General features: G+C 68.9%; 17 protein-coding genes. 11 read left to right on the forward strand and 6 right to left on the reverse strand.

The features are described 5' to 3' along the window. The first annotated feature begins 81 nt into the window (after window positions 1–81). The 6 genes from ACIBTM_RS18905 to ACIBTM_RS18930 all read left to right on the forward strand — a co-directional run bounded on the left by ACIBTM_RS18905 (window position 82) and on the right by ACIBTM_RS18930 (window position 8,426). On the forward strand, window positions 82–1,395 hold the full coding sequence (locus ACIBTM_RS18905) for a hypothetical protein (protein WP_395878247.1): 1,314 nt from the start codon (window positions 82–84) through the stop codon (window positions 1,393–1,395). Then, window positions 1,392–2,435 (forward strand): hypothetical protein, encoded by a 1,044-nt coding sequence (locus tag ACIBTM_RS18910; RefSeq protein WP_395878249.1) that lies wholly within the window; start codon window positions 1,392–1,394, stop codon window positions 2,433–2,435. The genes ACIBTM_RS18905 and ACIBTM_RS18910 overlap by 4 nt, the downstream gene beginning before the upstream one ends. Window position 2,436: 1 nt before the next feature. Next, the gene (locus tag ACIBTM_RS18915; RefSeq protein ID WP_395878250.1) at window positions 2,437–5,463 is read left to right on the forward strand and encodes a hypothetical protein; all 3,027 of its coding nucleotides are present in this window, start codon (window positions 2,437–2,439) and stop codon (window positions 5,461–5,463) included. A gap of 58 nt (window positions 5,464–5,521) precedes the next feature. Then, on the forward strand, window positions 5,522–6,049 hold the full coding sequence (locus ACIBTM_RS18920; RefSeq protein ID WP_395878252.1) for a hypothetical protein: 528 nt from the start codon (window positions 5,522–5,524) through the stop codon (window positions 6,047–6,049). 184 nt (window positions 6,050–6,233) lie between these two features. Then, complete coding sequence (locus tag ACIBTM_RS18925) at window positions 6,234–7,079, forward strand: DUF3592 domain-containing protein (RefSeq protein ID WP_395878254.1); 846 nt, start codon at window positions 6,234–6,236, stop codon at window positions 7,077–7,079. 21 nt (window positions 7,080–7,100) lie between these two features. Continuing rightward, window positions 7,101–8,426: an MFS transporter gene (locus tag ACIBTM_RS18930; RefSeq protein WP_395878256.1), complete on the forward strand. Its 1,326-nt coding sequence runs from the start codon at window positions 7,101–7,103 to the stop codon at window positions 8,424–8,426. Here ACIBTM_RS18930 and ACIBTM_RS18935 read toward each other — a convergent pair. Both ACIBTM_RS18935 and ACIBTM_RS18940 read right to left on the reverse strand, forming a co-directional pair. After that, complete coding sequence (locus ACIBTM_RS18935) at window positions 8,419–9,234, reverse strand: hydrolase (RefSeq protein WP_395878258.1); 816 nt, start codon at window positions 9,232–9,234, stop codon at window positions 8,419–8,421. The genes ACIBTM_RS18930 and ACIBTM_RS18935 overlap by 8 nt on opposite strands. A gap of 82 nt (window positions 9,235–9,316) precedes the next feature. Continuing rightward, window positions 9,317–9,913 (reverse strand): DUF6801 domain-containing protein, encoded by a 597-nt coding sequence (locus ACIBTM_RS18940; RefSeq protein ID WP_395878260.1) that lies wholly within the window; start codon window positions 9,911–9,913, stop codon window positions 9,317–9,319. Window positions 9,914–10,140: 227 nt separating this feature from the next. On the opposite strand from ACIBTM_RS18940, the gene ACIBTM_RS18945 reads away from it, so the two are divergent. From ACIBTM_RS18945 to ACIBTM_RS18955, 3 genes are read left to right on the forward strand one after another with little or no spacing between them, the layout of a single operon-like run. Beyond that, window positions 10,141–10,935 (forward strand): adenylate/guanylate cyclase domain-containing protein, encoded by a 795-nt coding sequence (locus tag ACIBTM_RS18945; protein WP_395878262.1) that lies wholly within the window; start codon window positions 10,141–10,143, stop codon window positions 10,933–10,935. Between the two features lie 57 nt (window positions 10,936–10,992). Next, entirely contained in the window at window positions 10,993–11,847 is an 855-nt protein-coding gene (zapE, locus tag ACIBTM_RS18950) for a cell division protein ZapE (protein ID WP_395878264.1), read from the forward strand. Beyond that, entirely contained in the window at window positions 11,834–12,424 is a 591-nt protein-coding gene (locus ACIBTM_RS18955; RefSeq protein WP_395878266.1) for a TetR/AcrR family transcriptional regulator, read from the forward strand. The genes zapE and ACIBTM_RS18955 overlap by 14 nt, the downstream gene beginning before the upstream one ends. Here ACIBTM_RS18955 and ACIBTM_RS18960 read toward each other — a convergent pair. Both ACIBTM_RS18960 and ACIBTM_RS18965 read right to left on the reverse strand, forming a co-directional pair. Next, the gene (locus ACIBTM_RS18960) at window positions 12,421–13,809 is read right to left on the reverse strand and encodes a Gfo/Idh/MocA family protein (RefSeq protein ID WP_395878268.1); all 1,389 of its coding nucleotides are present in this window, start codon (window positions 13,807–13,809) and stop codon (window positions 12,421–12,423) included. The genes ACIBTM_RS18955 and ACIBTM_RS18960 overlap by 4 nt on opposite strands. Window positions 13,810–13,983: 174 nt before the next feature. After that, window positions 13,984–14,679 (reverse strand): nitroreductase family protein, encoded by a 696-nt coding sequence (locus ACIBTM_RS18965; protein ID WP_395878270.1) that lies wholly within the window; start codon window positions 14,677–14,679, stop codon window positions 13,984–13,986. 280 nt (window positions 14,680–14,959) lie between these two features. Here ACIBTM_RS18965 and ACIBTM_RS18970 point away from each other — a divergent pair, with 280 nt between their 5' ends. After that, entirely contained in the window at window positions 14,960–15,679 is a 720-nt protein-coding gene (locus tag ACIBTM_RS18970; RefSeq protein WP_395878272.1) for a S1 family peptidase, read from the forward strand. 91 nt (window positions 15,680–15,770) lie between these two features. Here ACIBTM_RS18970 and ACIBTM_RS18975 read toward each other — a convergent pair whose 3' ends face one another. Continuing rightward, window positions 15,771–16,955: a Shedu anti-phage system protein SduA domain-containing protein gene (locus tag ACIBTM_RS18975; protein WP_395878274.1), complete on the reverse strand. Its 1,185-nt coding sequence runs from the start codon at window positions 16,953–16,955 to the stop codon at window positions 15,771–15,773. A gap of 52 nt (window positions 16,956–17,007) precedes the next feature. After that, the gene (locus tag ACIBTM_RS18980) at window positions 17,008–17,577 is read right to left on the reverse strand and encodes a CGNR zinc finger domain-containing protein (RefSeq protein ID WP_395878276.1); all 570 of its coding nucleotides are present in this window, start codon (window positions 17,575–17,577) and stop codon (window positions 17,008–17,010) included. 64 nt (window positions 17,578–17,641) lie between these two features. Here ACIBTM_RS18980 and ACIBTM_RS18985 point away from each other — a divergent pair, with 64 nt between their 5' ends. Next, window positions 17,642–18,280 carry a haloacid dehalogenase type II gene (locus tag ACIBTM_RS18985; RefSeq protein WP_395878278.1) on the forward strand — a complete coding sequence of 213 codons (639 nt, stop codon included), beginning with the start codon at window positions 17,642–17,644 and terminating at the stop codon, window positions 18,278–18,280. The last annotated feature ends 34 nt before the right edge of the window (window positions 18,281–18,314 follow it).

The following is an 18,314-nucleotide window of genomic DNA, read 5'->3' on the forward strand; positions in this document are numbered from 1 at the left end:
CGAAAGTATGTACAGAACGGACGAAAGTTAGTCCGAACGGTCCCTCGGATAGAGTTGCGGCCGGAGTGTGGGGGAGGGCGATTGACGACGGGATCGGGCGAGCCCCGGCTGCGGTCGGCCGTCCTCGCGCGGGCGTGGGAACGCATCGACGGCGTCGAGGTCCTGTCGGCGGCCGACGGCGGGCCGCTGACCCGGACGATCAAGAAGATCATCGACCCGCTGGTGATCCGCACGGCGGCGCGTCCCCGGCTCGGCCGTCCCGTACTGGACGCGGTCACGGCGGCGGAGCTGACGGAGCTCCTGCTGGCCGACGCGGACAGGCTGCGCGCGACGGCCGCGTGGTTCACCCATCTCAAACGTCAGCGCCGCGCCCTGCGCATCACGGCGGGCAACGTCCAGGACGTCTGTTTCCCGCTGGCGTACGAACTGGCGACGGGGTTCGGCTCGCCGGGTCCCGACGCGGCGGCGACGGCCGCGGCGGCGTTGCGGGATCTGCACGGCGAGGGCGGCACGGCGGGCGTCGATCAGCTCACCGCGTATCTCGCGGATCCACGGCACGAGGCGCGGCTGGCCGCGGAGTTGCGTCGCCGTTGGCACGCCGAATCCGCCATACCGCAAGACATCGCCGCGCTCCGGACGTTCGTCGACGGCCTTTCCGACAGCGCTTGGCACGCCCTCGCCGCTTCGGCCACCGGGCACGCTCTCGGGCTCGGGCTGCGACAGCCGGGCGGGGCACGCGCGCTCAGTGAGATCGTCCGGGAGATCTCCGGCCTGCCCGCACCGGATCTCGGTCTGCAGCGCGGAGATCGCACCGCCGTCCCGCCGTTGAGCCGGCGCGACGAAACCGGCGCCGAACTCCTCGAACGCAGTGTCGAACGGCGGGTTCGCGCGACCTTGCGCCGTCTTCCCGCGGACGAGCGGGCTCCCGTCGAGGACCTCGTCGACGACGAACTCACCCGGGCCGCCGCCGGATTCGGGCTCGGTCTGCCCGCGCTGGCCGCTTGCTTCGCGCTGGGCGTCGTCCTCGCCCCCGCATTGCGGCCGCTGGACGGCGCGGCGCCCACTGGGGTCCCCGAATTCGCGCGGCGGCTCAACGCGCAAGTCGCGCGGGAGGGTTACGTCCTGCACGCCCGCCGTGCCCTGGCCGGGGCCACGCCGCTCACCCCGCGGCCCGACGCTGAGCTCCTACGCGATCTTCGCGAGTTCGCCAAGCACTTCCTCGGCAGGCTGTGGGTCCGGCTGCACGGCTTCGACGTCCGCGGCGACCTGCCCGCCGACGCCGCGGACGTCCGCGATCTCGTCACCGGTGTGGTCCGCTCGACGTCGCTGGATCTGCGGACGAAGGTGCGCCGCGCGCTCATGGCCCGGCTGCCGGATCTGGAGGCCGTGTCGTGACGCATCCGGTGCACACGCCCGTGGTCGCGGCGGACGGTGGCCTCATCCGTTTCGCCCTCGCCGATCTCCTCGCGGGCAGGATGACGACGATGCGCGTTGAGCTCAGTGATGCCGGGGCCGCCGAACCCTGGCTGACGCGGCTCGCAGGCGCGGAAGCGAGCCTCGCCGCGCTCGGCCGGGGCCACGCGGATCTCCCCGCCCTGCCGGAACTCGGCAGGCTCGCCTTGTTGTTGTGGTTGCGTCGCTGGTGGCCCGCCGGTCCGTCGCTCGGAGTTCCGCCGCTGGATCCGGCGTTGCTGGACCTCGAAACGGCGGTCGCGACGGCCGACGTGGAAGACCTGGCCGAAGGGCTTCTCGACGATTTCGAAGCCTCTCCGGCGGAACTGTTCGACGCGGCGGTCGCGGGCGGTGCCCTCGTCGCAGCGGCGCGGCCGGTCGCCGAAGACGTACGGCGACTGTGTGCCCGGCTCGCCGCCTGGTTCGACGATCAGGACGACGTCGTCCGCGCGGAAGTGGCGGCACGTTGGGAAACAGCGGCTCCGGGACAACGCGCGTACGCGCTGGCCGCGGGCCTCGATCCGGTCGCACCCGGCGAAGGCGTACTGGCGAGCGGACGTGCGAGCGTCGACTGGGCGCGGGTGCCGCCAGGGATCCTGGACGCCGGCGAGGACACGGTGACCTGGCGGATCGTCGCCGCCGCGGCCGCCACCCGGCTCGAAGTCGTCGTCGCGGGCGCGTTCGCCGACGCGGCCATCACCGCGTTCGCGAGCCACGAGGGCGAGCCGTTCGCGGAGGTGCCGCTGGAGCTGGGCGCCGGGCGGTTCACCGGCACGGCCGATCTGGACGAGACCGCGGCCCGGCTGGCGGCGCGTGTCCATAGTGGACAGATCACGCTCGTCGTCGGGGTGGCCGACGAGGGCGTCGCCGGGACCACCGCGGAGGACCGGGCGGAGGTGGTCGCGCTCGTGCGGGCCCGTCCGCCGGAGAGCGGAACGCTCGCCGAACGGGCGGCGGCCGCTTCCACCGACGAGGAGTTCTGACGTGCTCGTCGGCATGCCCCCGCCTCGCAATTCGCCGGACGGTCCAACCCCGCCGGAACTGTCGACGGCGAGTTCGCACGGGTACAACTGTCGTTGCGTCGCGCGGCATTTCGGACTCGAACCGGCTCCGTACGGCGAGGTGCCGGCGTGTTCGCTGTCCGAAAGCCAGTACCGGCGGCTGCTCGTCGAAGCGGCCGGCCTCCAGGCCGAGGCCAAGCGGCTCGCCGCGGCGCGGGACGTCGCGGGCGCGCATCGGGCATACGGGCGGATGCGGGAGATCGCGCAGCGGCTCGACCGGACCGATCTGGAACTCGCCGCCGTCAGCGATCTGGCCACCGTCTGCTACTCGGCGGGCGACCTGCGCAACGCGCGGCAGTGCGCGGAGGCCGTACTCCAAGCCTTCAAGGTGAGCACCGCCGCCATCGCCCACTTCGGTCAGTACGTCGAACTGCGGATGATCGAAGGCTCGCGCGAGGTCGCCGAACGCGTGCTCATCTCACTGTCCACAGAGGAAGGTGATGTCGCGGGGGCACGCGAGCTCATCGCGGATCAGCGGCGGCGGGCGGCCTTCCGCAAGGCCGCCGAGCCAGGACAGTTCCCGCCCGAGCTCCTGGACACGCACGGCGCGGACGAGCTGGAACTGCGCATCCTCGACGCCAGGGTGCAGATCGCGGCCGGGGAACAGGCCGAGGCGAGGGACGCGCTCGACGAGATCCTGACGGCGCTGGACGCGCTTGCCGGCGTCGACGAGGTCCGCGAGCAAGTGGCGTCCTTGCAGGCGATGGCGCGAGCCGAACGTGCCCGTGTCCGCCAGGCGGGCGGCGAGGACGCCGACGCGCGAGCGGATCTGCTGCGGCTCGGCGCGCGGCACGAAGGCCGTCCGCTGGCCGCCAAGGCGGGGATCGACCTGGCGGCGGACCGCGCGCTCGGCGGCGACCTCCCGGGTGCGATCGCGGCGATCGTCGCGGCCAGGGACGAACTCGCCGCGGCCGGCCTGACCGGGGACGTCGCCGAGGCGAGCCACGCGCTGGGCGGCCTGCTGCTGTTGGCGGGCGAGCTGGGACAGGCCCGTGAGCAGTTCGAACACGCCGGAAAGCTCTGGACGGTCAACGAAGACACCCGGGGCCTGCGCCGTCTCGACGTGTCGCTGGCCCGGTGCGCCGCGGCGACGGGTGACTGGGCGACGGCGGAGGAGCACGTGACCCGTGCCCGGGAGTCGGCTCGGAGGTCGGGGGAGTGGCCGGACCGCCTCCACACGGACTTCGTCGCGGCCACCCTCGGTTTCGCCCGTGGAGAAGACCTCCCCGCGGTGCTGGACCTGTTGCTCCCGCTGACCCTCGCGGCGGCGGAGTACCGGTTCGAGTTCGCCGCGCCGCAGGCACGGACGGCCTGGGCCCGCGACGTCGCCGGTCCGGCGATGGAGCTGCTGATGGCGTTGCTGGCGAGGCTCGGGGAGCAGAGGCTGGCGGCGGAACTCATCGAGCGCACCTGCGCCGTCGGCGCGTACACGGGTGCGGAGGAGCGCTCGCTGGACCTCACCGGCGCACTCCCCACCCTCGAAGTGGGCCCGGTCGCCGAGGGACTCCCGTTGGCGGCACTGGGTTCCGTGACTTCGTCGCTCCCGCTGCGGCTCGCCCCGCCGCCCGCGCTGCGCTGGTCTCCTACGTCGCCCATGGCGCTGGATCCGTGGCTCCGCCTCGCCGCTGAGCGGTATCGGCTGCCCCGTCCGGTCACCGAAACCGTCGAGACCTGGCCTGCCGCGAAGCCCGGGCGCGAGACGTTCCTTCTGCGCTTCGCCGACGCCGGGCACACCTTCCTCACCTGGCGGACCACCGAGGACCTCGACACCGTCCACCTGCACCCGATCGATTTCGCCCTGGTCGGGACCGCCCGTCAGGTTTTGGACGCCGCGTCCCCGACACCGCACGAAGGTGAGAGCTTGGCCGACGCGGTCCGGCGCTCACTGAGCGAAGACGCGTTCGGGAGCATCGCCGGAGAACAACGCCTGGCCCGCGTTCTCGCACTGAACCTCCTGCCCGCGGATCTGGTCGAACGGCTCCGGCGTGCCGCCGCCGGAGGAAATCGCCCGCTCCTGCGGATCCAGCCGTCGCCGAGCCTCGCCGGTGTGCCATGGGGACTGCTGGCGCTGCCCGACCGGCGGGCCGATCACGTGCTCGGGATCGAGGAGATCGGTCTCTGTTTCGATGGCGACGAGCGCGTCCTCGACGTCGCCGACGTCTCGCTGCTCGCCCCGGCCGCGATCCCGCGCCGCCCGCCCTCGGCCGACGGCCCGCCGGTCTACCTGCTCGATCCACGAATCCCGGGCCAGAGCGCGTTCGGCGAGCTGGGTTCCGTGCTCGGCAAGCAGGACACGACCTCACCGCTGATCCGCCATCTCGACGAGCGGCTCGCCGCCGGCCCGGTCCTTCCCGCCGCCGCACACGGGCTCGAACTGGTGCGCCGCACCGACACCGACCGCCGTCTGCTCGCCGAACTCCTGGCGGGGCCTTGTTCGCGGCTGGTGTTCGTCGGGCACGTCAGCCGCGTCCGTGACGAGTACGGCGCGCAGACCGCGCTGCATCTGTCCTGTCCGGCCGATCTGCCGGGCACGGCCGCACCGATCGGAGCGCACCGGCCGTTCACCGCCGCCGACCTCGCACTGTCCGAAATGGACACCATGCCCGCGCGAGTGGCGCTCATCGGCTGTGCCAGCGCGAGCGATTTCGGCCTCGCCGAACCGTTCGGTGTGCTGCTCGCCGCCGTCGCGGCCGGAGCGGGTCTGGTCGCCGCCACGGTCTGGGCGCTGCCGACGTCGGCCGCGGTGCCCGGTGCGGACCCGATGTCCGAACTGGTCATCGCCGTCGATACCGCGCTCGCCGGTGAGGATCCGGTCACCGAGCTGTGCGCCTGGCAGCGGACCAGGCTCGCCCGCTGGCGCGAGCGGCCCGAACCGGCGGCGTCGCCGGTCTTCTGGGCGCCGCTGATCTGCCTCGACGCGACCGACGACGGGAAAACCTGGGTTCGGTAGCGGGACGGGCCGCCGAAGCTGTGTCCAGTACCGACGACACGGCGAAAGGCGGCACCCGATGTTCAAGAAGATCCGCGACAAGATCAACGAAGCGACGCAGCAGGGCATGGCGCGCGGCGAGCAGGACTTCCAGCGCCACGCGGAGCAGTTCCGGCAGGCCGCCGCCGCGCAGGGCCACGACATCACCCCGCAGCTGCCGACCCCGCAGCTGGCCGCGCAGGCGTTCCGGAACCTCAACGCGGACCCGGACATGGCGGCGTTCCTGGCGCTGCCGATGGACGAGCAGCTGCGCCAGCAGCAGGAACTGCAGGCCTACGGCACCGAACTGCGGCGGCTCTACGACACCTGCGAGCCGGCCACCCTGGTGATCCGCGAGCTGGAGCCGACCGGCCGGAAGATCGCCGGGCAGGCGCAGTACACCGCGACGCTGGAGGTCACCCGCGCCGACGGCACCACCTACCGGACGGTGACTCAGCTGATCACGCCGCTGGCGACGATCCAGCAGTACGCGCCGGGCACCCGCCACGAAGCCCGTGTCGACCCCGCGGACCCGGCGAAGGTCGCCGTGTTCGGGCCGATCGGTTAGAGCGGTAAGCGGAGCTGCGATAGGTCCGGAGAAGTGACCATATGCGTGAACCCGCCCGGCCGAAGGCCCCGCTATCGCGGTGGCAGGGCGCCTTGTTCGCCCGCCATGACGTGCTTTGTCAAGCCGCGCCCTGCCGACGTCGATCGCGGTCGCGGGTTCACCCACAAACAGTTAGGCGGTAGTGATGTTCGGGACCTTCGAGTTCGGCCTGCCGGATGACCCCCGGCGGGCCCGCCGCCCCGGCCTGCGCCTGTGGCTGCTCGGCGTGCCCACCACGCTCGCCTGGGCGGCCGCGGGCTGGTCGGGCGCGCTCGGGCTGCTGGACGGCTTCCGGTTGATGTCGCTGAACCGCGTCGACACGTGGGGGGCCGACGCGGGCCCGGCGGTCTCCCTCGTTCTGTTCTTCAGCATCTCGATCACGGTGGCCTCGTCGCTCGGGTTCGCGATGCTGTGGGGCGGCGGGATGTCGCTGCGCGGGATGGGCGTCGGCTTCCGGGCGAGCAGCCTGGCCGCGTCCCTCGGCATCGCGCTGGGCACCGGCGCCGCGATTCCGTCCTGGACACCGCCGGAGTCGGTGGGGAAGCGGCTGCCGTCCGAACCCTGGACCGACGTGGACTGGATCGTCTACTACGAGCCGTATCTCGTCCCGGCGGTGGCCGGGGTGACGGCACTGGTGATGATCATGGTGCTGGGAAGGGCGTTCGTCACCAGGGCCGAAGCGGACGACCGCGCGCAGGCGCTGGCCCAGACCGGCCGCCAGGTGATCGGCCACGTGATCGGCGTCGAGTTCACGAATGTCTGGGTGATGGGGAATCCCCGGTTCACCGTGCAGGTCCGATTCCCTGCCGACGAGGGGGAGCGGACCGTCGTCGCCACGATGATCACCCCGCCGTTGCAGGCCCCGGCCCGCGGTTCGACGGTGAAGGTCACCTACGACCCGCGCGATCCGGACTCGGTCCGGATCGATCCCGATCCGGCGGATCGGGCGGCGGGCGGAAACCTCGGTGCCTTCCTGCCCCCGTTGTTCTGATCGCCCTCTACACTCCCGCGGATGGACGAACAGACGGCAGAGGTGTCCACCGCGCAAGCGGTCCGCAAAGCGATGATCCGGCTGGTCCCGTTCCTCGGGCTGCTCTATCTGCTCAACTATCTCGACCGGGTCAACGTCGGGTTCGCGGCGCTCACCATGAACGCCGACCTCGGCATCAGCTCGGCGGCCTACGGGCTCGGTGCCGGCCTCTTCTTCGTCGGGTACTTCTTCTTCGAGGTGCCCAGCAACGTGATCCTGCACAAGGTCGGGGCCAGGGTCTGGATCGCGCGGATCATGGTCACCTGGGGCATCGTCGCCTCGGCCACCGCCTTCATCCAGGGCGAGATCAGCTTCTACATCGTGCGGGTGCTGCTCGGCATCGCCGAGGCCGGGTTCTTCCCCGGCATCATCCTGTACCTGACCTACTGGTTCCCGCGGAAGGTGCGGGCCAAGATCGTCGCGCTGTTCTTCCTGGCGGTCCCGCTCTCGTCGGTCATCGGCAGCCCCATCTCCGCCTTGCTCATCAAGCACGGCGACGGGGCTCTCGGCTTCGACGCGGGCTGGCGCTTCATGTTCTTCGCCGAGGGCGTTCCTTCGATCCTGCTCGGTATCGCGGTGCTGTTCCTGCTGCCGAACCGGCCGAAGAACGCGAAATGGCTGACCCCGGACCAGCGCACCGCGCTGCAGTCGACCCTCGACTCGGAGGACACCCGCGAGGTCGGCCACGAGGTGAGCACCCGGTCGGCCCTGACCGATCCGCGCGTGCTCGCGCTGAGTGCCGTCTACTTCGGAATCATCTTCGGCCTGTACGTGCTCGCGTTCTTCCTCCCACAGGTGATCAAGGGCTTCCAGCAGCAGTTCCAGACCACCTACAGCATCGTCGAGATCGGGCTCATCACGGCGATCCCGTATGCGATCGCCGCGGTCGCCATGGTGTTGTGGGCGCGCCATTCCGACCGCACCGGCGAACGGGCCGGGCATGTCGCCATCGCCGCGTTCGTCGGCGCGGTCTCGATCGCCGCCGCGCTCTACCTGGGTTCGCCGTTGCTGGTGATGGCCGCGGTGACGCTCTGCGCGGTCGGCGTGTTCACCGCGGTCCCGGTGTTCTGGCAGTTGCCGAACGCCTTCCTCACCGGGGTCGGCGCGGCCGCCGGGATCGGCCTGATCAACTCCTTCGGCAACCTCTCGGGTTTCGTGGGTCCCTACCTCGTCGGCTGGCTGCAGGGACTGACCGGCAGCTTCCGGCCAGGCATGTGGGCCGTCGCGTTCTTCATGGGGATGGCGGGCGTCATCGCGTTGTTCTTCCGCCGCAAGGAGAAGGCCAAGGAGAACGCCGCGGTCAAGTGAGGTGGTCGAAGTCGCCGTTCACCCACCGGATATGGGTTTCGGCGCTTCGCCGCACCACGGTGCGGGCGTCCTGGTCGATGGTGTCGCCGCCGAGGGTGTAGAGCCGGTCGTAGGTGAAGTCGTCGAGCCGGTCGACGACCCGGCGGACCACGGCCGCCGACAGCGGGATGTGCTTGGGGAAGTTGCGCTGGAACGAAACCCAGCCCGGCGCGAGCCCGCCCGAGATCGTGTCGCCCGCCAGGATGCTGCCGTCCGGTGTCCTGGCGACGGCGCTGCCGCGCATATGCCCGCCGAGCCGGACGAGATCGAGGCCGGGCAAGGGTTCCACGTGCTCGTCCCAGAACTCGAACGCCGGATCGGGTGCGGGCAGCCATTCGCGGTTGCGTTCGTTGACCAGCACCGGGACCCCGCCCAGCGCACGGCTCCAGCCGAGCTGGGCGCCGAACATGTGCGGGTGGCTGGTGGCGATCACGGCGACGTCGCCGAGACCGCGTACGACGTCGAGCACTTCGGTGTCCAACCAGGACGGCGGATCCCAGAGCAGGGTGCCCGCCGGGGTCGTCGCGATGAACGACCAGTGCCCGATCGCGAAGTGCGGGTCCCGTTTGACGCTGTGCAGGCCGCGGCCGTGATCGCGGTGCAAGGTCTTGTGCGGCGCGGAGATCAGTTCTTCGTGCGTCCACCAGCGTCCGGTGTGCGCGCCGAGGTCACCGGCTTCCTCGATGCCGACCTCACCTCGGTCGAGTACGCATCGGGGCGGCTCCGGGGTGGCTGGGTGTTCGATACCGCACCTGTCGCAAATCCACATGATCGAGAGTCTGCGACCTCCAGTGCGCTGGAGGTCAAGACGCGTCTTCCCCCGGCTCGGCGAGCCGGGGGAAGACGGGTGTTCAGCTGACGGTCGTCTTGCCGAGGACGGCGTCCTGGTCGGGCGGGTCGAGGGTGAGGTTGACGTCGAACTCGCCGAGCGAGCTGTCGGTGACGATATGCGAGGTCGCCGCGGCGTCCACGCTGCTGGTCGCCTCACCGGCGGGGGTCCCCGCCGGGATGGTGAAGTCGACCTTGCCCGTCGCGGTGAACTTGAGCGGACCTTCGGCGGGCACCTCGGTGTCCGGGATCGGCAGCTCGATGGGGACCGACACCTTCTGCTCGCCGAGCGCGATGTTCACCTTCGAGCTGATGGTGCCGGAGAGCTTCTTGGCGCCGACCAGCCGGAGCCCGTCACCGGCGGCCTGGCCGGAATCGACGTCGAGGGTGAACGGTACCGAAATCGGCTCACCGGCCTTCGCCGTCGCGGGGATTTCCGCCTTCACCACCACTGCCACCTTCTGGTCGCCGATGATGGGGAAGCCGCCCTTGTACGTGAGATTCTTTTCGACGGCGGCCGCGGTTCCCGCCGCGGTGAGCATTACGGTTCCGGCGACCACGGCCGCGATCCCGGCCGCGCGGAATCGCCGGACACCCTTCCGTACGAGGGTTTCCGTCATGTCAGGTCCTTTCGTCGTTGAATGGGCTCGAAACCGAATCTAGGTGGAAAGTCACCAACGAGGAAAGGAAAAGATCTCTCGCGTTTTATTTACGCTTCGATCTTGTCACGCGTATGTGGAATTGTGAGTTCCCGAATTGTCATGCGAAGGAGGAAAGGGGAAACGTCGTCCGTGTTCTTGTCACCCCGGTGACAGGTGCTCCGTCCGCGCGGCGAACGACTATCGTCTTGATCGTGACCGAACGACCTGAGCCGTGGCACCTCCGGACGCGCCGGTTCCTGCGTGCGACGGACCAGCGTGGCGAACTGGTGCGCGGCGCGCGGTTCCTTCGCGGGCTCGTCCCCGGGAACGGCGAGCCGCTGGCGCCGTCGGCGGGACGCTCGTCCGATCGGCTGGCCCGCCTGCTCGCCGAAGCGGGCGCAGACCGGCCCAGCGTCACCCGCGAGCTGGGGCTGGCCGCGGTCCAGGCGTGGCAGGCCGTCCGCCGCTCCGGCGCCCCGCCACTGTCCGCGAACGGCATCACCGTGCTGTTCACCGACCTCGTCGGTTTCTCGACCTGGGCGCTGGAGGCCGGCGACGACCGCGTGCTGGAGCTGCTGCGAGAGGTCTCCAAGGTGACCGAGTCGATCGTCACCGGGCACCGCGGCAGTGTCGTCAAGGGACTCGGCGACGGGGTGATGGCCGTGTTCGCCGACCCGGGCGAGGCGGTGAACGCCGCCTACGAGACGTGCTCGGCCGTGGGCGTGATCAAGGCCGAGGGCTACCTGCCCCACCTGCGCGCGGGGCTGCACCGCGGGAATCCGCAGCGGGTCGGCGACGACTACCTCGGCGTCGACGTGAACATCGCCGCCCGGATCATGGCCGCCGCCGACGGCGACGAGGTCCTGGCCAGCGCCAGTGTCGTCGAAGAACTGGACCAGGACATCTTCACCGTGCGGCCGCGCCGGAACTTCCGGGCCAAGGGGACCCCGAGGGACCTCCGGGTCTTCCGGGTCGTTCCCCGGTACACGGCCGACGGCTGAGTGTCCTCTCGATCACCTTCGCTTGCCCGGCCCTCTATGCCCATAGAGGCTTCCTCTATGGGCATAGAGCTGGACTCCGGTCAGATCGCCGTCGCGGCGCTGCTGGACGAGGTGCCACGCAGCCGGCGTGGTGTCTACCTGTGGGGTTCCGTCGGGCGAGGCAAGACGATGCTGCTCGACGCCTTCCACGCCGCCGCGCCCGGCCGCAAGAGCCGATGGCATCTGCACCACCTGCTCGCGCACCTGCAGTCCACCGCGCACGACCTCGGCGGGATCGACCGGGCCGTCGCCGCGGTGCTGGACCGGCTCTCGCTGTTGTGCGTCGACGAGTTCCACCTGCACGACATCGGCGACGCGATGCTTCTGCGGCGCTTGCTGGACGCGGTGTTCGACCGGAAGATCACGCTGGTCGCGACGTCGAACTACCCACCGGAAGGGCTGCTGCCGGATCCGCTCTTCCACGACAAGATCGAGGCTGTCGTGACGGCGCTTCGAACGCATCTCGACGTCGTACGCCTCGACGGCGAGAACGACTACCGGCTGCCGGGAACCAGGCCGGGCCGATTCGTCGTCGGCCTGCCACCGGAGACGACGTCCGGTGTCACGTTCGGTTTCGACGAGCTCTGCGCGACCACGGAGATGTCGACCGGGGATTACCTCGATCTGGCCGCGCGCCACCACCGGTGGACCATCACCGATGTCCCGCCGTTGAGGACGGCGGGGGCCGACGCCACGATGCGGTTCCGGGTCCTGATCGACATCCTCGTCGACCAGGGCGTGGAACTGGCCGTCTACGCGCGGGCGTCGTTGGACGAACTCTTCCGCGACCCTCCGGAGGTCCCGGATCTGGACCGGATCCGGAGCAGGCTCACCGCGCTGTCCGACGGGAAGGTCCATTGTGGAGTCCATTGACCGGCGGACCCGCATCGCCGAAGCCGCGACGGAAGTCCTCGCCTCGCAAGGAATCCGCGGTCTGACGCACAGCGCCGTCGACGTCCGGCTGGATCTGCCGCGCGGCTCGACGTCGTACTACTTCCGCACGCGCCAGGCGTTGCTGGAAGCGGTGGTCCGGCGTATCGCGGACACATCCGCCCACCGCTTCCAGCTGACCGGCCTGGCGCACGCCGCCGTCGCCGGCCGCACCGCCGCGGCGCGGGCGATGGCGGCATGGCTCGACGACCTTCTGGTGAGCCGCCGCCATCACGTCACCGCCCGCTATGCGCTGGCGATCGAACTCGCCGGCTTCCCTGAACTCCACGAAATTCTCGCGCGGTCCCTGTTCTCCCGTGAACACGCGACGCGGTTATGCGAAGCCCTCGGCGCGTCCGATCCCGGCACGGCGAGCGCGGACCTCATCAGCCTGATCGAAGGCCTGCTGTTCGACCGGTTCGCCGGCGCACGCTCCCTCGACGGCGTCGAGGCGGGTACCCCGGCCGGCGTCGACCAGTTCACCCGGCCGCTGGCGGCCTACCTGCGGGGAATGCCTTAGCCGGGCATCTCCGAAGGCTGCGAGTCCAGCCCCGCCCGGGGCTTCGTCCAGCCGCCGCGCGTGAAGTCCGGTACCGCCACCGGTTTCCCGCCGCGCGCGAGGGAGACCACGCTCAACGGCACGGGGGAGCACCAGGCCGCCGAGTCGTAGACGTCGATGTCCGGCACCAGCCCGGCGCGCATCTGCTGCACGATCCGCCACTGCAGCACGTAGTCCATACCGCCGTGCCCGCCCAGGTTCGGGTCGTCCTTGAGCTTCTTCCACAGCCAGTGGTCGTGGCGCTCCCGGTACGGCCCGAAGTCCTTCCACGCGTGCCCGCTGTGGTCGGGCTCGACGTAGATCCGGGCGGGGTAGTCCTCCACGATGCCGCGGCTGCCGGCGAGGCTGTTGATGCGGCTGTACGGGCGCGGCGAGCTGACGTCGTGCTCGGCGCGGATGATCCGGCCCTGCTCGGTCTCGATCAGGCAGGTCACCAGGTCGCCGTTGATGTAGGTCTCGTTCCACGACGGGTGGCCCGGCGGCATGTGGCGTTTCCGGTAGTCGGCGAGCCCCTTCGGCTCGGTCGCCGTGGCGCGCAGCGTGGCGAACCGGTCGCCGCGGTTGACGTCCATGCAGGCGGCGATCGGCGCGAGGCCGTGCATCGGGTAGAAGCTCGCGGTGCTGCGGGTGTGCCACTTCCGGCGCCACGCGTCGGTGTAGTACGTGTCGGAGAACAGCAGCTCGCGCAAATCGTGCAGGTAACCGCCGTGCCCGTTGGTGACCTCGCCGAAGACACCCTGGTGCGCCATCTTGAGGATGGCCAGCTCGTTGCGGCCGTAACTGCAGTTCTCGGCGAGGAACAGGTGTTTGCGGGTCTGCTCGCTGGTGTCGACGAGGTCCCACAGCTGGTCGAGCTCGGTGGCGATGGGCAGTTCGACGCCGACGTGCTTGCCGGACAGCAGCGCGGCCTTGCCCTGCGGGTAGTGGAACTCCCACGGCGTGGCGATGTAGACGAGGTCGATGTCGTCGCGCGCGAGCATCTTCTTGTAGGCGTCGGCGGAGCCGCCGTACTCGGCCGGACGCGGACGCCCGGCGGCGGCGAGCTTGTCCGCGGCGGCCTTCGCGCGCTCGGCGCGAATGTCACAGACGGCCGTGACCGCGGCGCCCGGTACGGCACTCCAGCCGCCGATCATGGACATCCCGCGGTTGCCGAGACCGATCATCCCGATCCGGACGGTCTGGTGCCGCTCGAACGGGACGCCGATCATGCTGCGCTGACCAGGACGGCGGGGCGAGATCGCGGCTTCTTCCGCGGCGGTGGCGCTCGCCGGCATCGCGGCGAGCGCCCCGGCGGCGAGCGCGCCACCGAACAGTGTCCGCCGGGAGACAGAGGGCAGGTCGGCCATGAAGAACACTCCTTCGTGTCGCCTTAGGTGCCCAGACTTTGTCCAATCGCCGCCAGATATGTCAAGAGATGCGCCAAAGTGAGCAGTAAACTGCACTAATGCGCAGTTTGACTGTGTGTTCGCGGCCGCTTCGCGCAACCCGGGTGCGCGTACACACCCGGGTCACGCTTGGCGTCAGCGGCGGATCATCACCTGGTCGATCGACTTGCGCACCAGGTTCGGCACCACGCAGTCGTCCGCCGGATAGCCGACCGGGATGACGGCGAACGCCTTCTCGTTCTGTGGCCGTTCGAGCAGTTCGCCGAGGAACCGCATGGGCGACGGCGTATGCGTCAACGCGGCCAGTCCGGCGAGGTGAAGCGCCGTGAGCAGCATGCCGACCGCGATGCCCACCGACTCGTCGACGTAGTAATGCTTGTGCTTGGTGCCGTCCTCGTCGAGGAAGTAGCGCTGCTGGAAGACCACGATGAGGTACGGGGCGTCGGTGAGGTGGGTCTTCACCGCGTCGGTGCCCAGCGGGCGCAAGGCGGACAGCCACTCCTCGCCGAGCCTGCCCTCGTACGAAACGCGTTCCTCCTCTTCGGCGGCTTCACGGATCCGCTGTTTGGTCGCGGCGTCTTCGATGAGAACGAACGTCCACGGCTGCTGATGCGCGCCGCTGGGCGCGGTCGAGGCCACCGCGATGGCGTCGACGACCACCTGCTCGGGTACCGGGTCGGTCGAGAACATCCGCACGGTGCGGCGGCTGTCCATGCGACGGCGCAGATCGGCGGCGATGGCCAGCGATTCTTCCGCGGTCATACGCGCCGGACGGTAGGGCACCGGCTCGAAGGGGTCGCCGTAGGTCGGGGTCCACTGTGCTGCGGTCATGGTGGCGATTCTGTCGGCGGGAAGCGTTTTCGGGAAGCCCCGGCGTCGGGTTATGTCCCTGGAGTTATGCCGCCATCTGTCTCAAGTGGACGGACGCCGGGCGTCGTAACCTGCGGGTGGTTCCGGTACCTAGAGGGGCACTTAGCGGTGGCCGTGGCGAAGAGATAAGTACCTATTGCACGACTTTCGGCGGTGTCCGGTTTCTCGTGCCGCGTCCCAGAATCAGCACACCCGTCCCCATCGCGCGGCCGAATCCCGGCCGCAGAAATGAGTCGGAACCATGCGACTGCGCTCCTTCGCACTGATCGCCGGCACCGCCTTCGCGGCACTGCTCGGCGTCACCGCCCCCGTGGCATCCGCCGCGGAACCGTCCTCCGACGTCCAGCCGATGATCATCGGCGGCCAGAACGCGTCGAGCGGCCCGTGGGCGGCCAGGCTCTTCGCCAACGGCCGGCAGACCTGTACCTCGACGATCATCGCGCCGCAGTACATCCTGACCGCGAAGCACTGCGTGGCCAGCAGCGGCACGTTCACCTTCCGGATCGGCAGCCTCGACCAGCAGAGCGGCGGCACCATGGCCACCGGATCGACCGTCACCCGCCACCCGAGCGCGGACCTCGCGATCGTGAAGCTGACGACATCGGTCAACGCCACCTACTCGCCGCTGGGTACCACCGCCAACGTCTCCGTCGGCCAGACCGTGCAGGTCTACGGCTGGGGCGCGACGAGCCAGTGCGGCTCGGAGATCAACTGCCAGTCGCGCTACCTGAAGGTCGCCAACGTCTCGGTCACGTCGGTCTCTTGCCGTGACTACAACGGCGGCATCGCGGTGTGCGCGCGCCGCGGCGACGGCATCACCGCCGGCGGGGACTCGGGTGGCCCGATGTTCGCCTCCGGCCGTCAGGTCGGCGTCGCGTCGACGAGCGACCGGCAGACGACGACCGCGTACACCAACATCACGCGGTACCGGCCCTGGATCCAGCAGATCGCCGGGGTCTGAGGTTCGGTTGTAGCGGGGCCCTCTCCGGCGGCTTGTCGGGGAGGGCCCGTGGTGCCCGATGGCGTAGATGACTCCTCGTTCGACTCCAGTCTCATGAGCTAAAGTTAGCGTCGTCTTCCAGGTCCAGTGATCGTTCAGCGCTGTCCAAGAGTTCTGCGTATGTCATGATGTCGATCCTGCTCAGATGGCTCCCGTAGGTACGCAGGGCGCCGTTTATCTGCCATGCTTCGACGTGGTCAGGCTGGAACATGGGGTGTCCGATCACTACTGTTGCAAACGATCTGCTTGTCTCCACGCCGAGCCTTTCGGTTATCTCGTTGCGGTCTTCGTCGAGTTGTCGTAGATAGTTCGCGGCCTGGCCAACGGCGTTGTGCACGGGGGAAGTTGGAACGTATCCGCCTCGATACTGTTTGATGATCTCGACATTTGCCTTTTTTAGTTCGACAATATGCAGTACGCCGTCTGGCCGAAGGAGCGGGATGTCGGCCTCCATGCCAATTGTCAGCCGGCGCCGGGCGAGTTCGCCGATGAATTTTCCTCCGAAAATCCACCAGGATTTCGACAAGGATTTACGGATTTGTTCCTCTGAGCTGTAACGATTCTCGACGATCTGTCGTAACTCCGCTAGTTGTCGTCGGCGCCGGGTGATTTGCGCCGCAGTCAAGATGGTGTCGACATCTGGCAATGCGAGCAGGTCATCGAGTGAAGGCCGGATTTCGCCGAAATGATGAACATAGTCGATTCTGTCGGCCAAAACGTCTACTATCCAAGCGGCTATGTCTGACCGTATGCGAAAGGCGCCATAGTGTCCTTGGCGCCTCGCGCGGGCGAAGCGGAGCGGCCTCTGACCTTGTCGTGCAAAGTAGTCCCTTAGGTCTTCGCCTGAGGCGCCGGGGTTGCTCTTGAGGTAGTCCGCGATCTCTTGTGCTGCCAAGGCTGTTACGCCGCTCACGGTGCGTTCAAGCATCTGTGTATCGTCTTGTCCGCTTCCTGAGTAGAGCGGGTACTTGTGATTCAAGTCCTCCTCGAGCATCTTGCCGCTTGCGTATGCCAAGGCGTCAATCAATCCCTGGGCGGCGTGTTCGGCGTTCCTGTCTTGTGCTGTTCTCTTGGCGAACTGTAGGAGGTTGAGAAGCTGTCGTCCTCCTCGGTATGGGCTAGTAGTCCCAATGTGCTCAAGTGTGTCCATGATTGCCTGGGCAACCTCGTCGTCACTTGCCTGTTCGTGAATGGCAAGTAGTAAGTATTTGAGTACCGAGTCTGATCTGATGTACATGAGTCCATTCCAAAGTCCGACAAGACGAGACTCGCACTTACAATGCCCTGCACTATACGGACTTCGTCCGAGGCTGGTGCGCCGCTCGACGGGCCCGATGGTTGGCGACGTTGACGCGGTTTCCGCAAAGTCCCGGCATGCAATAACGGCGCCGTCCGGGGCGTGTGGTGTCGATGAACGCGCCCTGGCAGGTGGGCGCGCCACAGGCGTGGAATCGTTCTGTGCCGAGAGTCCGGACCACGCCGAGTATCCCGATGCCGCAGACCAGGGACAACGCGTCCGAAGTCGTCGCGGTCGGTTTCAGCGAAACGGCCCATCGCGCGTTCCCGGCACCGGCTAGGAGGGTGACCTGGGCGGCCGTCGAAGTGAGTGCGGTCGCGCCGTTGATCAAGCGATCATGGATCGGCTGGTCGATCAGATCGCGCACTGCGACGCGCAGTCGGTGAACGGCGCGCAGATCGCTGGGCCGCGTGATCACGGGTATCGAGTGCAGCTCGGCGAAGGCGACAAGCGACGCCAGGTCAGGCAGCTTGTCCTCGCCGTGCCACACCTCAGGCGCCGTGTTGACCAGGTCGGTAGCGACGCCCGCCGCCCAGACGTAATCGTCTAACGCTACTTGCATCCCTTACCGACCTCTCGTACGTTCGCGGTTAACCGACACTTTAACCTTTACCGGGAGGTTCACCGTGGAGATCGACGCGTTGGTGTTCGACATCCTCGGCACGCTCGTCGACGAGCCGGCCGGGATCCGCGCGGCCGTTCGGCAGGCCGCGCCGGATGCCGACGCCGATGAACTGGTCAGGCTGTGGCAGGGCCACGTCGAGACCGAGCAGCGGCGCATCGTCGCGGGGGAGAGGCCGTACGCCCCGAGCGACGTTCTCGACCGCGAAGCCGCCCAGGTTGCCACTAAGACGGACGTGGTGCCGAAGCTCTCGCCGTGGCCCGACTCCGTCGAAGGGCTGGCCAAGCTCGCTGAACGCCACACGCTGATCGGGCTCTCCAACGCCAGCCGGACGAGTCTGCTCCGGATCAACGCCCACGCCGGCCTCCGCTGGCATCAAGCGCTCTCCGCGGAGGAGGCGCGGACCTACAAACCGGACCCGGCGGTCTACGAACTGGCCGTTGACGTGGCCAAAACGAAGCCGGAGCGGCTGTTGATGGTCGCCACCCACGCGTGGGACCTGAGGGGAGCGCAGAGCGTCGGTCTCCGGACCGCCTACGTCGCCAGGCCCGTCGGCGACCCGCCGTCCGAGACGGATCGGTTCGACTTCCATGCCGACGGCCTCGCCGATCTGGCCGTTCAGCTCGCGAAACTTCGGATGTGATCAAAACTGTCGGTGCCTCCCGCTAGGTTCATCC

Origin of the sequence: Amycolatopsis sp. NPDC049868 (assembly GCF_044461365.1) — a bacterium.
Taxonomy (GTDB): domain Bacteria; phylum Actinomycetota; class Actinomycetes; order Mycobacteriales; family Pseudonocardiaceae; genus Amycolatopsis.

Coding starts and splice junctions, on each gene's coding strand:
- ACIBTM_RS18925 (WP_395878254.1), top strand. CDS start 6,234: ATGTTCGGGACCTTCGAGTTCGGCCTGCCGGATGACCCCCGGCGGGCC.
- zapE (WP_395878264.1), top strand. CDS start 10,993: ATGGGCATAGAGCTGGACTCCGGTCAGATCGCCGTCGCGGCGCTGCTG.
- ACIBTM_RS18935 (WP_395878258.1), bottom strand. CDS start 9,234: ATGTGGATTTGCGACAGGTGCGGTATCGAACACCCAGCCACCCCGGAG.
- ACIBTM_RS18920 (WP_395878252.1), top strand. CDS start 5,522: ATGTTCAAGAAGATCCGCGACAAGATCAACGAAGCGACGCAGCAGGGC.
- ACIBTM_RS18965 (WP_395878270.1), bottom strand. CDS start 14,679: ATGACCGCAGCACAGTGGACCCCGACCTACGGCGACCCCTTCGAGCCG.
- ACIBTM_RS18960 (WP_395878268.1), bottom strand. CDS start 13,809: ATGGCCGACCTGCCCTCTGTCTCCCGGCGGACACTGTTCGGTGGCGCG.
- ACIBTM_RS18930 (WP_395878256.1), top strand. CDS start 7,101: ATGGACGAACAGACGGCAGAGGTGTCCACCGCGCAAGCGGTCCGCAAA.
- ACIBTM_RS18975 (WP_395878274.1), bottom strand. CDS start 16,955: ATGTACATCAGATCAGACTCGGTACTCAAATACTTACTACTTGCCATT.
- ACIBTM_RS18940 (WP_395878260.1), bottom strand. CDS start 9,913: ATGACGGAAACCCTCGTACGGAAGGGTGTCCGGCGATTCCGCGCGGCC.
- ACIBTM_RS18980 (WP_395878276.1), bottom strand. CDS start 17,577: ATGCAAGTAGCGTTAGACGATTACGTCTGGGCGGCGGGCGTCGCTACC.
- ACIBTM_RS18970 (WP_395878272.1), top strand. CDS start 14,960: ATGCGACTGCGCTCCTTCGCACTGATCGCCGGCACCGCCTTCGCGGCA.